Raw genomic sequence first — 14,113 nt, 5'->3', positions numbered from 1 at the left:
CCGGTCGCCGGTTCAACCGCACGTGCGCAGACGTGCTCGCCGCTCGCCTTCGACCCGTGGGGCAATGCGACCGCCGGGGTGGGCAGCGGTTCGCTGGGATAACGAGCTGGTCAAACCGTCGGCCTTGGGGGCGGTTCCCCGTGGACCCGCAGGTACGCCTCCTGGAGGTCCTGGTTGTACTCGGCCATGTTCTGACCGGTCTCGGTCCAGATGAACTCGTTCACCGGTCGATAGTCGTTACACCCGCAGCAGAACGACCCGCCGCCGTACAAGAACGGGTTCACCAAGTAGCTCCGAATGATCTCTTCGGGCATCTTCGTCGCGACCCCGCATTTCGGGTGCAGGTACACCTGCGGGACGCCGCTGAGCGAGCCCTTGTACCGCCCCGTCGGGTGAACCGTCACGTGGTCCCTCATCTGCCCGTCGGGAAGCGGGGCGGTGTGCTTCGCGCGGTGCCCCGCGTAGAAGAACTTCAGCACCTTTTTGTGACAGAACGGGCAACTGACGAGTAGCATGTGGGGCGGCTCCGCACGGATACGTTCGACAGGAGAGTCTATGCTACAAAGGCAGCCCTCCCCCGAGAGAACGCTGCCAGGAGCGGGTGACCGGAGTCATCGGACGCCTAAATCGTCACAGGTCTTTTCGTAGCTCCGTTCCAAGTCCAGCGGCACCACCCGCGCCGGCGCCAGCCACAACGGTAACGTGGGTAACGGTTGACCCACCGTCAGCGTGTGCGACCACGTCTCCAACCGCGCCCGGCGCTCGCCGAGCAGCCAGCGACACGACACGGCGTAAGTCGCGGGAGGGGGCCAAGGGCCGGGGCCGGGCGTGTACCTGATCGGGATGTCCCGCCAGCGGGGAACAACCGCCTCGCGCCTTCTCCTCTTCCGGCGCGGCCGTTGTGTATTGGGCACAGGATGCACGAAAGCCAGGGACGTTCGAGCTTCAGGGCGTGAGCCAGAGCCGCGCCTGCACTGTTTGCAGGGCGCACTGTTTCGTTAACGTTCCAGCACTTCTAGCACCGCGAACCTTCGCCAGCCCGTGGTGTCTTGGTGGTAGACAACGAGAATGTTGCGAACGGCTCGAACGCTCGCTATATTCACGTGCCGGCGGCTATGAAGGTCCTTCCTTCTACACTCTAGCAAACTAGGGCCTTCGCTTTCCGCCGGTTTTCTCGAACGTCCCGCCGGGCTCCGGTCGGGACGTTCGCATTTGTGGAACGATGATGAACGCCCTCTACCTCCGCCGCCGCTCGAAGGTGATGCTCCCGGAAGGCACAGGGGCGACGCCGCTCAACGTGCTGGCTACGCTTCAGAAAAACCTCGAAACTTTGGGCTTCCTCCTCGCCGAGGACGTGACCGACGCGCTCGGACTGCTGAGCCCGACCCAGGTGGATGCGTTCTACCAACGGCTGATCAAGGACCTCCGCTCGATGGTCGGCGCGCACCGGCAGTTCAAGCCGATGTACTCGAACTTCCCGGCTCAGGTCATGGAGATGACCGAGGCCGAGCTCTACTTCCGCGCGATCACCCACTACCGAACGTTGAAGCGACCGGAGTTCGAGGCCGAGGAGCGGGCGGGCCTCGCGGACAAACCGAAATACCGCATCATCCGGCTCGGCAGCCGTGCCGACTTCGAGAGCATCTTCACGCTACTGGCGAAGTCGAAATCGCCCTTCTCACCGCAGGACCAAGAGGACGTGAAGTGGTTCGTCGCGCAGTACCGCGACGGCATCAAGCGGCTTCTGCCGGAGCAGATCCCGTGCAAGGAGAACCTGGGCCTCCTGGGCGCGGCGCTTCTTCGGCACACCTCCGACGCCGACGCGGTATTGGGGGGCCACGTGAAGACCGCGACCGACGTGCTGCGCATCGCCGTGGCGGTGAGCGGCGGTGACGTGTCGCTGGCCGCCGCGTGCAAGTTCGGCAAGTTCCGTCGCTCCGAGCGGGCGCTGCTGCTCGGCTGGATCGAGCGCGCGGCGAATCGAACGGAGGACATGCTCCGCTGGAAGGGGCGCTGGGTCCGGCTCGGCGAGCGCCTGCACCCGGCGGAGTACACAAACCGGTTCCCGGAGACCGCCGCCGCGTTCGATGTCATCCGCAACGACCGGCCGTTCGAGACCTTCAACAGCCGAATCGAGCAGGGGTTGGTCCGCAAGGACACGGACACCGTCTTGGACGCCCTCGACGCGCGGCCCGGCGAACTCGCTCGCCGGCTCGACCATGTGGCCCGCACGGCGCCGGACGCGGCGGCGGTCGTCTCGCGCTTCCGCGCGCGAGCGGACAGGGTCTCAACGCCGGTCCTGCTCCAGGTGATGACGCACTTCCGGCACCGGAACGAATCGGGTGATTTGCGCGTGTTCTTCCCCAAGGGGAGCGTGGCGAAGGTGTTCGCGACCCGCAACGACCTCCCGCCACTTCCGGCCGGCGCGGCGCTCGAACTGGTCACCGTTTGCGAACGAGCGCTGCTCGACCGGTTCGCGAAGTTGCCGCCGCTCGGCACGACCTACGTTGATGAGCGCCTCAAGAGCTATCTCGTGCCGTTCTCCCAGCGGTCGGCGTCGAAGTCCCTTCGGACCTTGGTCCGCGGCAGCCGCCTGCCGCTCCCGGAGTGCACGACGCTCCGGTTCTTCGTCTGGTGGAAGAACGGGAAGAGCCGCGTTGACATCGACCTGTCTGCGGTGCTCTACGACGCCGACTTCGGGACCGTGAGCCAACTCACCTATTACAACCTGAAGGACTTTGGCGGGCACCACAGCGGCGACATCACCGACGCCCCGAACGGCGCGGCCGAGTTCATCGACGTGAGCCTCGCGAAATGCCTGGAGCGGAAGGTCCGATACGTCGTGATGTGTATCAACAGCTACACGCAGCAGCCGTACTGCGATCTGCCGGAATGCTTCGCCGGGTGGATGGGCCGTCAGGCACCGAGCTCCGGGGAGATCTTCGAGCCGAAAACGGTTGTGGACAAGGTGGATGTCGCCTCCGACACGCAGATGTGCTTACCAGCGGTGTTCGATCTGGTTAACCGCGAGGTGATCTGGGCCGACATCGCTCTGACCGGCAATCCGCGGTGGGTGAACAACGTCGCCGGGAACCTGCGTGGTGTGTCGCTCATGCTGCGGGCGCTTACGGGTCTTCGGAAGACCGATCTGTACACCCTGTTCGCTCTCCACGCTCGAGCGCGGGGCGAGGCGGTTCCGAGTCCCGAACACGCAAGAACCGTGTTCGCCGTCGATCAAGGTGTGACGCCGTTCGACCTCGACCGAATTGCGGCCGAGTTCATGTAGCCGGCGTGAGACGTGATCGGGCACACGCGGCCGGCCCACAATTACTCCTTTGGGATCATGACGACGCGAAAGCCGACGGTGTTGTACGCCCCGGCCGGTGCCCGCCCCTCGCCGATGGACACGCTCTTGCAACTGGTGCCGGTGGCGTACCACGACCCGCCGCGGATCTCGTTCACCTCTTTGCCCCTCTCGGCCCCGTTGGTGGCGGTGATCTTCGTGTCGCACCACGCCCACAGGTTGCCGGCCATGTCGTAGCACCCGTACCCGCTCTTGCCGGCCTCGTAAGTGCCGACGGGCGTGGTGTTCCCGCCGGCCGCGCTGAGCGTGTGGAACAGGTCGGTACCGATGAACCCAGTGTTGGTGGAGTGCGCCACCCACCCGCGGACCTGACCGGTGGCACCAATGCCGAAGGCGGTCGCCTTGCCGGCATCGTCGTAGGCCACGATCTTCTCCACCGTCACCTTCTGACCGCCGTACTTCGCCGACTTCGCAGAGTACGCGGTCTCCAAAGTGGGGTGGGTCTTCAGGTACTCGGCGGCGAGGACGCCGTTGTAGTTGAACTTGCTCGTCAGCACCCCGTCCTTGTACGTCACGTCCATCGAGCCGCCCCACGGGTACAGGGTGTTCTTCGGCCCGCGGGCCGCCTTCTCCCACTGCTCGGAGGTCGGCAGCGCGACGGTCCAGCCGGTCTCCTTGCTCACCCACTTGGCGTACGCGGCGGCCTGCGTCATCGACACGAACGCCACCGGATGATTGGCCTTGCCGTCCGGGTAGGTGCCCTTCGTCCAATAACTAGGGGCGCGGCCACCGGTGGCGTCGAGGAACGCCTTGTATTCGGCGTTCGTCACGTGGTACTTGCCGATGCAGAACCCGTCGAGCTTGACCTTCTTCGCGCCAACACCCGTACCGAAGGTGAACTCCCCGGCCGGGACGTACACCATCCCCTTCGGCACTTGCACCGTCTTCTCCCCGTCCTTTACGGTGCGGGTGACTTTGGACGCTGGGTGCGGGATCGGGGTACCGTCGGCCGCCTTCGTGACGGGATCGATCGCATGAACGCGGGCCGCGAGGAGAACGAGGCTGAGGACTGCTACGAGCGATCGGGGCATACGAGGACTCCGGCTGACGGTCTGTTACGAACGTCAAACGGCGGTGCCGGTGCGGCGAGACACCCGGTCATCCATTTCTCACACGGGCCGCATCTGCGAGTCGGCTGCGGACGCCGACTCGCGCCGAACGAGGCCGGAATAGGTCAGGGACTCCGGCCGGGCAACGACGCGCGCAGACTGGCCCGGCTTATCAGACAGGCTCTCAATCCCCTACCATTTCCCTTCCACCGTGGCTGGGATACCGAAGGCGGCTCCGGTGCAAGATCTTATATTTGAATAAAATACGCGACACAATCTGAATTAATTAATTGCAATATTAATATAAAAACTACTTGCCGATGCAGAATCGCGAGAATATGCGATCAAGCAGATCGTTGGTGTAAACAGCCCCGGTCATTTCGCCGAGCGGCTCCAGGGCGCCGCGGAGCGCCAGCGCGAGCAGCTCGGGGTGCTCGCCGCGAGCCGCCAGGGCGTCCGCTTCGCGCAAGTGCTCCAGGCACGCGAGCACGTGCCCCCGGCACCGGCTCTGGCTCGGCGCGAGTGACGAGCGCGTCAGCGAGGTCGCGGCGTCAACCAGCGCGGCGCGCAAGGCGTCGGTCCCGCCGGGGGCCACAACCGAGCACGCGATCTGGCGGCCCTCCGAACCCGCGCCCGCCAGATCGCTTTTCGTTCGCACCCGGAGTAGCTCCGCCCCCGTCGCGCGAAGGCGGGCCTCGTCCCGAGCGTCGAACGCGCCCGACTCGTCGCACCACACGATCACGTCCGCCCGGTTCGTTTGGTCGGCCCCGAGCCGCTGCGCCTGCTCCTCGATCGTGTCCCCGGCGTCCTGCCAGCCGGCGGTGTCGATCAGTTCGGCCGGCACGCCCGCGAGGGCGAGCGGCTTCGTGAGGTAGTCCCGGGTGGTGCCGGCGATCGGGCTGACCAGCGCCGCGCCGCCCGTCAGTGCGTTGAACAGGCTGCTCTTGCCCGCGTTCGGTACGCCCACCAGCGCCACCCGCACCGGGCGCCCGGATACGGTGCGGTCTTCGAGCTGCTTGCGCACCGTTTCGAGGTGCTCGACTGCGCCGCACACCCGGGCGACGGTCGCGGCCTGTGTGACGAACTCGATGTCCTCGTCGGCGAAGTCGAGGGCGGCTTCCACGTCGGCGAGAAGGTTCAGCAGGTCCTCACGGAGGGCGTCCAGCGGGCGCGACACCCCGCCCGCGAGTTGCTCCAGTGCCGCCGAGAGGTCGGAGTCGGTGCCGGCCTCGATCACCGCCTGCACCGCTTCCGCCTGGGGCAGGTCCTTCTTACCCGCGAGGAACGCCCGCATCGTAAACTCGCCCGGCCGCGCCGGCCGGGCGCCGGCGGCCAGCAGGTCGCTAATGAGCCGCTCCACCAGCGGGGGCGAACTGATGAGGTGCAGTTCCGCCAAGTCTTGGCCGGTGTATGACTTCGGGCCGGCGAAGAAGTAGAGCACCGCGGGTAGCGGTGAATGCACCCCGCTCAGTTTCAGCACACCGCGGACGAGTCGGCGCGAAGCGGGGGAAGGCAACCTACCCCCCGACCCCCTCCCTGAAGGGAGGGGGAGTTCGAGCGCAGCCCCAAGCGTGTCCGGTGCGCAAGGCGATTCAAAAGGGTTTTCTCTCCCCTTCCCTTCAGGGAGGGGGCCGGGGGGTAGGTTGCCTTCTTCTCCCCCTCCCTTCTTAGGGGAGGGGATTGGGGGGAGAGGTTCCGCCGCGAACACCTTCCCCACAACCGTGCGCGTGCCGGGGCCGCTCACGCGGACGATCGCCCGCGCGCCGGGACCGGGCGCAGAGGACTGCGCCACGATGGTGTCGTCGGGGTGGGGAGCGGCGGGTGCGGTCAGGCTCACCGAAACGCCCCCCCGAACCCACAACACAACAGCGAACCGGTGCAAAACCCCAAACCCGTCAGCAAGCCGCCGACGAGCAGATTGAACCGCCCACGGGGGCTCAGCGGTTCCTCGCTGAACGCGGCGTGAATGAAGTAATACAGCGCGACGAACCACAACGGCGGGAACACCAACCCGAGCCACGCGGCAAAAAACAAAACGCGGGCATATTCCTCACGCGACCGCGCAGGAACGGGCGCTCCGGCAGCGGCAACGGCTTCCGGTGTGGTGCCGGGGGCAGGGACATTCGCGCCCGGTTCGTCGGCCTCATCCGCGGGTTCGTGTCCGGGCGCCGATGGTTCCCTGTCGGCGGGTTCCTTGCCGAACGCCTCGTCCAGCACCGCGAGCGCACGGTCGGCGTCCTCTTCCAGCACCTGAACCTTGATCCCGCCGACCGCCGTGGAGATGTGCCAGAGCATCGAAACCGTTTCTTCGTCCGTAACGACCGCGCGGATGGCGGCGGCCTCCAGCACGTTCTTCGCCTCGTGCGCCTGCCCGGCCGAGTCGAACGTGGCGATCGTGACCAGCTTACCCGCCATTCGATGCCCTCGGTGCTTCGCGCCTCGCTCCGTACACCGACATTACCCGAACGACTCGTGTTCGTACAGGAGCCGCAGATGACCGCCGCCGAAAGCTATTCCGAACTCCTCCGCCGCTCGAAAGAACTCGGCGTCCTGAACTCGTGCGCCGCCGCCCTCGGCTGGGACCATCAAACCTACATGCCCACGAAGGGCGCCGCGCTGCGCGGCGAGCAGATGGCCCTCCTGGCCGCTCTTTCGCACCAGAAGCTCACCGACCCCAAGAACGGCGAGCTGCTCGCGGCCGTCGAGGGGACGGACCTCGTCACCGACCCCGAGGGCGACGCGGGCGCGAACGTCCGCGAGTGGCGCCGCGGGTACGACCGCGCCACCAAGATCCCGCAATCGCTGGTCGAAGAGTTGGCCCGCGTGACCACCCAGGCCCAGCAGGTGTGGGAGCAGGCCAAGAAGAAGAACGACTACGCCAGCTTCCGCCCGCTGCTGGAGCAGGTGGTGAAGCTCAAGCGCGACGAGGCCGCCGCCGTGGGCTTCAAGGACCACCCGTACAACGCGCTGATCGAGGAGTACGAGCCGGGCACGACGGTCGCCGAACTGAAAGTGCTGTTCGCGGGCCTCACGGCCGAACTCGCGCCCCTGGTGAAGAAGATAGTCGCCGCACCGAAGCAGCCCGATAAGGGCGTGCTGGAGCGCGACTTCCCGATCGACCGCCAGAAGGTGTTCGCCGAGGCCGCCGCCGCGGCGATCGGGTTCGACTTCGCCGGCGGCCGGCTCGACACCACCGCGCACCCCTTCTGCTCGGGGTTCGGGCCGGGCGACTGCCGCATCACCACCCGCTACAACCCGAAGTTCTTCAACGAGGCGTTCTTCGGCGTGCTCCACGAGACGGGGCACGCGATGTACGAGCAGAACCTCCCCGCCGCGCACTTCGGCACGCCCCTGGGCGTCGCGTGCTCGTTCGGCATCCACGAATCGCAGTCGCGGTTGTGGGAGAACCAGGTCGGGCGCGGGCGGCCGTTCTGGGAGCACTTCTTCCCCCGGCTGAAGCAAACGTTCCCCACCGCCTTTGCCGACGTGGCGCCCGAGGCGTTCTACTTCGCCGTCAACGAGGTGAAGCCGTCGCTGATCCGCGTCGAGGCGGACGAAGCGACCTACAACCTGCACATCGCGCTGCGGTTCGAGCTCGAGTTGGCGCTGCTGTCGGGCGATCTGAAACCGGCCGACCTTCCCGGCGCCTGGAACGAGCGGTTCGAAGCCCTGTTCGGGCTCCGGGTTCCGGACGACGCGCGGGGCTGTTTGCAGGACATTCACTGGAGCTTCGGCGGGATCGGGTACTTCCCCACGTACACGCTCGGGAACCTCTACGCGGCCCAACTGATGGACGCGGTGCGGCGCGAGTTCGGCCCGGGGCTCGACGACGACTTCCGGCGCGGCGACTTCTCGCGCCTGAAGGGCTGGTTGAACCAGCACGTGTACGCTCACGGGCAGCGGTTCAGGGCCGGCGAGCTGTGCCGCCGCGCGACCGGCGCCCCGCTCTCGCCGAAGCCGTTCCTGTCATACCTGAATGAAAAATTCGGAGGGCTGTACGGAGTGTGCTAAACTTGAAGGCGAGCGGGAGTATTTACAACCGGCTTCCGGCGCGTCCCTCAACCTCTTCCGCAGCGCCGCCCCGCGGTGCGGTGTCCCGAGACCGGTACACGGTTGATCCTGGCCCGGTCGCACTCGGCCAACACGAACGCCCAAGCGCTTGCGAAATGCAGCCTCCGAAGAGCACCGAACCGCTGCCGCCGACCACCGTGACCGAGACCGCGGCCACCGCCGCGACGGACACACGGGCGCACCCGTTCCCGCACCGCGAGGTGCCGGGCGAGGGGAGCGCGCCGCCGCCCGAGGTGGGCACCGTCGTCGGGCCGTTCGTTCTTCAGGAGAAGCTCGGCGAGGGCGTTTCGTGCCACGTGTTCCGCGGCTGGGACCAGTACCGCTCGTCGCCCGTCGCGCTGAAGATCTTGAACTGGGCGAACGTGTACGACCGCACCGCGGCGATGAAGCAGCTCCGCATGGAGGCCGCGACGCTCGCCCGGGTCAAACACCCCAAGGTGGTGCGGTTCATAGACTTCGGCTTCGACCCCCGGTGGCCGTACCTGGTCACCGAGTTCTTCGAGGGCCGACCGCTGGGCGAGCTGCTTCGCGCCGGCGGCGCGCTCCCGCCCGAGTGGTGCCTGTTCCTGATCGGGCAAATGGCCGACGCCCTGGGCGCCGTCTGGCAGGCCGGGGTTGTTCACCGCGACATTAAGCCGGACAACATTCTTGTAGGGCCGAACGGCAGCGCGAAGCTGATCGACTTCGGCCTCGCGAAAGCGGACGTGCTCGCCGCGCGGGAGCGGACCGGTCCCGAGATGGCCGGCACGGCGGCGTACCTCGCCCCCGAGCAGGCCAAGGACGCGAGCACCGTGGACCACCGGGCCGACATTTATTCGCTCGGGGTCACGCTGTACGAAGCGCTCACCGGGCGGCTGCCGTTCGAGGGCCGCAACCGTGTGCAGGTGATCTTCCAACACCTCAACACCGCACCGGTGCCGCCGGCCGAGCGCGTCGAAGGGCTCCCGCCGCTCGTGTCGGACCTGTGCCTGTGGATGCTGACCAAGAACCCGGACGACCGCCCGCAGAATTACGCGGAGCTGCGTCAGGCCCTGGACACCGTCGTCGGCGTCCCGCGCTAACCGGCCCCACATCCCTCTCGCGGCTCACCAACTTGCGCGTTGGTGAGCCGCGAAACGTTTTGTACCCTGTTCGGTGTCACTTCCTCCGAACAGGAGCGTCTCGTGCGTCTTCACCTCACCCGCTCGGCGACGGTCGTCGCCGCGGCGCTGTCAGTCGGGCTGCTCGCGCTGCCCGCCTGCAAAAAGAAGAAGAGCCAGCCGACGGTCGCCGACACTCCGTCCCCTTCGGACCCCGCGCCGCCTCCGGGTCCGACCGGGCAAGTGCCGAACACGGGAAACGCGAACCTGCCCCCGCCGCCGCGTGCGCCGATCTTCCGCACTCAGAACCCGCGAGCGGCCGCAGTTCGGGCAATGGCCGAGAAGAACATGAAAGACGTGGTGATGGCGATCCAGAACTTCGAGGCGGCCCACGGCGCGCTGCCGGCCGGCTACGCCGACAAGGCGGGAAAGGCCGGGCTCAGTTGGCGGGTTGCGATTCTGCCGTTCCTCGAACAGGACCCGCTGTTCCGGCAGTTCAAGTTGGACGAGGCGTGGGACAGCCCGAACAACATCAAGCTGATCGACAAGATGCCCAAACAGTTCGCCCCGCCAAACGAGTCCACTTACGGGTACACGTTCACACGCGGGTTCACCGGCCCGAACACCTGGCTCCCGCCGCTCCAGCGGCCGGCCCTTCCCGGGCAACAGCTTTTCGGGGTGAAGTTACTCAACATCACCGACGGAACGTCGAACACCGCGCTGATCGCTGACGCATGGGACGCTGTCATCTGGACCAAACCCGATGAGATGGCGTTCAGCCCCAACAGCGTTCCCAAGCTCGGCGGCGTGTTCGAGAGCGGCACGATCATCGGCCTCGCCGACGGGTCCACCCACCTCATCCGCAAGAACGCGGACCCGACCCTGTTCCCGCGCCTGATTCAGATCAACGACGGCCAGCCGGTGCAGCTCGATTGACGCTCAAAAACGCAGCGGGGCGCCGGCCGGAAAGTCCGACTGGCGCCCCGTTGCGTTTTGTACGACCGTTATATCACGTTGCTGTCAGCCCCACGGCTCGTCGGTGCGGGGCCGGATCGCTACTCGCGCGTCTGCGTACCACAGTGCTTCGATAGCCGCACCGAATCGCCCACCGATTCAACCCAGTCGGCGGAATCGAGTGGTGCAGACCGTTCACCTTAACAGCGGTCTTCGCGAGCTTGACCTGGGTCCCTCATACACGGCACGGTCCGGGCGGTGTTGTCTGTTTCTTGTGGCACAGACATTCCTGTCTGTGCGGCCTTATCGCGCTGCACAGACAGGAATGTCTGTGCCACAAAGACAAAAAACAAAACGGACGCCAACAGCCGGTTCCTGTATCAGGCGCGCCGGGAGATTGCAGTCAGCGCGCCGTCAGAACCGGCTGGCGGGACGTGGACCGCGCGGCCCGGCTCTCGAGCACCCGCATGAGAGAATCGTACCGCCGGTGGGTGCGGTAGGTCTCGACGACCGAGCGTGCGTGCAGGACGCCGGGAACGTAAAACAGCAGTGTCAGACCAACGTTCTTAAACACCTGGGACGGCGAATCGGTCAGCAGCACCGCGAACGGCGGGCACAGGACAACAAGTAGCGCCAACATGAGAATAGCTCCCTAACCACGAATCCGTTCGACGATGAAAACCCGCACTTGCACTTACACTACCCGACGACCAATGAGTCGCCGCTTAACGATCCCTGAAGGATCGGTGATAAAAACGCCCGGTTCGGAATAACAGGTCGGTAGCGCCATTCTCGGTCGACGGGCGACGAAGACGCCGAACGAGCCGCGTTAGCGACCCAACGGCAACCAGGCGGGTGACGGACACCCTGGTCACAACGCAACCCGCTCTGCGCGTGTTTGTAACGCAGTAGAGGCGAGTGTCTGGTAATACGTTCGCGGGCGGAACAAATTTCGCCCGCTACGCAAGGTTCCGTCAATCGATACCGTCCGCACCGGGCGTCCTAACACCCCGGTCGCGGGTCTCACGAACCTTTCAGGGAAGCAACTATGTCTACGACTTCTTTCGGTGATGCCCAGGCCTTCAAATCGGTGCCACGTGAAAATCCCGACGATCTCGCACGTAGGTGCGTGTCCGCCAACTGATTCGTCAACCCGCGGGGCGAGTTCACACAGGCGCAACTCGCCCTGGAAGCCCGCACCCCAGAACAGCGCGACGCACCCAAGCAGCGCGGAACGCAACCGCTCATCGAGCATGAACGTGAGCGCATCAGGGAACTTGCGCCGCTGTTGCTCGACCAGTCAATTCCACCACCAGTCGTTCACGCTCTCAAACCAGTCAGTCTACGAGCATGAGTTGCGGTACGTCCGCGGCGAATGCCGTCATTCACGGTCCGGCTGCTGGTGTCTGTTTCTTGTGGCACAGACATTCCTGTCTGTGCCACAAGAAACAGACACCAAAGCAGACACCAGTAACCGGTTCATGTATCAGCACCGGCCGGCATTCGCGCGAGCGTGCGGTGCCATCAGTTAGTAGAGGCCGGGCGAAGCCGGTTTGCGAACGAACGTTTCGCCCGACTGGAGGCGGACAGGACATTTGCTGGCGTCCGACTGGTCACGAGCTGGCAAACCGCTGGGTGGTAGCTACCCACGAATCACGCGCCCGGACCTGCGGATACGACCCAGAAGCAAGCCGAAAACGCTCCCAATGGCGCAGAAGGCAGCAGGGCATAACGCATGTGCCCCGTGGGATTTACGGACAGTTGAATTCACGTAAATGGTGATCGCGCCTCGGGCGTCACGCGGGCACCGACGGCTCGACAAAGCCCGCGGGACGCAGTGAAAACTTCCGGAAGTGCAGCCCCGTTGAAAAGTAGTGGGGAAGTATCCGATGTACCGACCAGCTAACCAGTGGCAAATCGACAGGCGGGAAGCCCCCTTCCCGCCCCGGCTTTCAGGCTTCACGGTTCGCTCCGACGCGACACGACGCGCCGGGCAAAGCGGGCAAGATTCCCACGCTCCGCAGAGGACCACAAGCAGAGCGGGCGTCCCCGGGGTATCACTGATCGAACTTGATCTCGGCGTCGCGCTCCTGCATCCGACGGCGGTCGCCGGCGTCACCGAGGGCTTGCAGGAAGTGGACCACGTCCCAGATCTTGTTCGGAGCGCCCGGGGCCGCGTTCGTCACGCGGTCGTGGAAGGCCGTCATGCCCGATGGGGCGATCCCGCCGTAGATCCGCGCGTACAGGTCTTCGCCTTTACGTCCGCCCCGGTACACGCCGAGCGTCAGGTTCCGGGGCTGAACGATCGTGCCCCAGATGTCCCACTTGAGTTGCTGGGCGCGACCGTAGTTCGCGTGGCAGCTCCCGCACCCGAACTCCGGCGAGTTGTACAACCGGTACCCCCGCACCGCCGAGTCGATCCGCTCCTTGTCGGTCATCACCGGTTCCGCCGGGACCGGGATCGGGTGCTTCGCCGCGACGCCCCAGTTGTACAGCACCGCCAGTTCGGTCTGAACGACCAGCCAGTCCATTTCGGCGCCTTCGTAGATCGGGTCGTCACCGCCGGGCTTGATCGCCCGCGCCAGGGCCGCAAATTCGACCTCCCCACGCACGCTCAGGTGGATCACGTAGCTAATCACGTCGTCGAGTTCGGCGGGCGTCAGGGACGGGAACGCCGGCATCATGGTCCCGTCGATGCCGTTGCGGACGGTGCGCACGAGGTCCGAGCGGAGCGGCTTGCCGGCCGCGCCCAGGCCGGCCTTTTTGGGAGCGGTCGCCGGCACGAGCACCGTCGTGTACTTGAACGCGCCCTGGCGGTAGTCCCGGGGCATCGGCCCGGCCTCGATCGCGTAGGCCGCGTCGCCGGCCCCGCTCGGGCCGTGGCACTGCATGCACCACCGCCGGTACAGCACCGCCCCGCGGGCCAGCGCCGCGTCGTCCAGCTTCAGCTCCCGCTTCATCTCGCTCGCGGTCTGCCGGTCGGCTTCCAGCTCCTTGAACTTGGCCTTGGCGAACTGCTTTCGCGCCTCCTTCAAGTTGGCGCCCAGCCCCAGCGCCGGATCGAACCGGACCGTACTGGTCGCGGCGATGTGGCTCAGCGCCGGGACAACGACGGTCGGAGCCGCGGGCGTGCCGAAGTGCGCGTCGAGCACCCGGGCGAGCCGGTCAGCCTGGGCCGGCATCCACACCTCCTGTTCGTAAACGATCGGGTCCAGAATGTTCTTGCCGAACTGCTTCCGCAGGTCGGTGGCCAGGTCGGCGTCGGGCGTGTGGGGCAGCAGCCGAACGCTCTTCAGCGGCGGGAACCGCGCCGCGGACCAGTGCGCGGGGGCGCCGTCGGGGATCTTCACCGCCATCAGGTCGGTGCGCGGCGCGTACCGCGTCGTCGGCGGGGCCGTGGCGGCGGCGGGCGGCGGCGCGTGCCCTTCAGTGGAGCCGCCACAGCCGGTGAACCCGAACGCCGCAACACCGACGCACGCCAGGAACCAACGCGAGTTCGTCATGAGCGGATCGCGGCGACTTTTTCGGCCGCCGGCGCTTGTGCTTTGGGCCGGAATGTCAACAATAAAGCGGTCCCGTCCGACGGGCGGGGCACT

The 14,113-nt window shown here is 66.2% G+C and carries 10 protein-coding genes; 4 read left to right on the top strand and 6 right to left on the bottom strand.

Annotation, left to right across the window (positions count from 1 at the left end):
* Positions 1-110 precede the first annotated feature (110 nt).
* On the bottom strand, positions 111-515 hold the full coding sequence (locus R5W23_RS09010) for a hypothetical protein (protein ID WP_261186193.1): 405 nt from the start codon (positions 513-515) through the stop codon (positions 111-113).
* 710 nt (positions 516-1,225) lie between these two features.
* Here R5W23_RS09010 and R5W23_RS09005 point away from each other — a divergent pair.
* A complete protein-coding gene (locus R5W23_RS09005; RefSeq protein ID WP_320686049.1) occupies positions 1,226-3,286 on the top strand; it encodes a TerD family protein in 2,061 nt (686 codons plus the stop codon).
* Between the two features lie 41 nt (positions 3,287-3,327).
* On the opposite strand, the gene R5W23_RS09000 is transcribed toward R5W23_RS09005, so the two are convergent.
* The 3 genes from R5W23_RS09000 to R5W23_RS08990 all read right to left on the bottom strand — a co-directional run bounded on the left by R5W23_RS09000 (position 3,328) and on the right by R5W23_RS08990 (position 6,828).
* Positions 3,328-4,395, bottom strand: coding sequence for a formylglycine-generating enzyme family protein (locus R5W23_RS09000; RefSeq protein ID WP_320686048.1), 1,068 nt, complete (start codon positions 4,393-4,395; stop codon positions 3,328-3,330).
* 328 nt (positions 4,396-4,723) lie between these two features.
* Entirely contained in the window at positions 4,724-5,929 is a 1,206-nt protein-coding gene (locus R5W23_RS08995; protein ID WP_320686047.1) for a tRNA modification GTPase, read from the bottom strand.
* Between the two features lie 317 nt (positions 5,930-6,246).
* Positions 6,247-6,828, bottom strand: coding sequence for a putative signal transducing protein (locus tag R5W23_RS08990; RefSeq protein ID WP_320686046.1), 582 nt, complete (start codon positions 6,826-6,828; stop codon positions 6,247-6,249).
* A 78-nt stretch (positions 6,829-6,906) separates the two neighbouring features.
* Here R5W23_RS08990 and R5W23_RS08985 point away from each other — a divergent pair, with 78 nt between their 5' ends.
* The 3 genes from R5W23_RS08985 to R5W23_RS08975 all read left to right on the top strand — a co-directional run bounded on the left by R5W23_RS08985 (position 6,907) and on the right by R5W23_RS08975 (position 10,499).
* Positions 6,907-8,424: a carboxypeptidase M32 gene (locus tag R5W23_RS08985; RefSeq protein ID WP_320686045.1), complete on the top strand. Its 1,518-nt coding sequence runs from the start codon at positions 6,907-6,909 to the stop codon at positions 8,422-8,424.
* A 155-nt stretch (positions 8,425-8,579) separates the two neighbouring features.
* A complete protein-coding gene (locus R5W23_RS08980) occupies positions 8,580-9,545 on the top strand; it encodes a serine/threonine protein kinase (protein WP_320686044.1) in 966 nt (321 codons plus the stop codon).
* Between the two features lie 102 nt (positions 9,546-9,647).
* Positions 9,648-10,499, top strand: coding sequence for a DUF1559 family PulG-like putative transporter (locus R5W23_RS08975; protein WP_320686043.1), 852 nt, complete (start codon positions 9,648-9,650; stop codon positions 10,497-10,499).
* A gap of 421 nt (positions 10,500-10,920) precedes the next feature.
* On the opposite strand, the gene R5W23_RS08970 is transcribed toward R5W23_RS08975, so the two are convergent.
* Positions 10,921-11,157, bottom strand: coding sequence for a YqaE/Pmp3 family membrane protein (locus tag R5W23_RS08970; RefSeq protein ID WP_261186201.1), 237 nt, complete (start codon positions 11,155-11,157; stop codon positions 10,921-10,923).
* Between the two features lie 1,417 nt (positions 11,158-12,574).
* Positions 12,575-14,020 carry a c-type cytochrome gene (locus R5W23_RS08965; RefSeq protein WP_320686042.1) on the bottom strand — a complete coding sequence of 482 codons (1,446 nt, stop codon included), beginning with the start codon at positions 14,018-14,020 and terminating at the stop codon, positions 12,575-12,577.
* Between the last annotated feature and the right edge of the window lie 93 nt (positions 14,021-14,113).

Origin of the sequence: Gemmata algarum (assembly GCF_034097035.1) — a bacterium.
Classification (GTDB): domain Bacteria; phylum Planctomycetota; class Planctomycetia; order Gemmatales; family Gemmataceae; genus Gemmata; species Gemmata algarum.
Note: the sequence above shows the minus strand (reverse complement) of the source record. Positions and strands in the feature narration are given on the sequence as shown.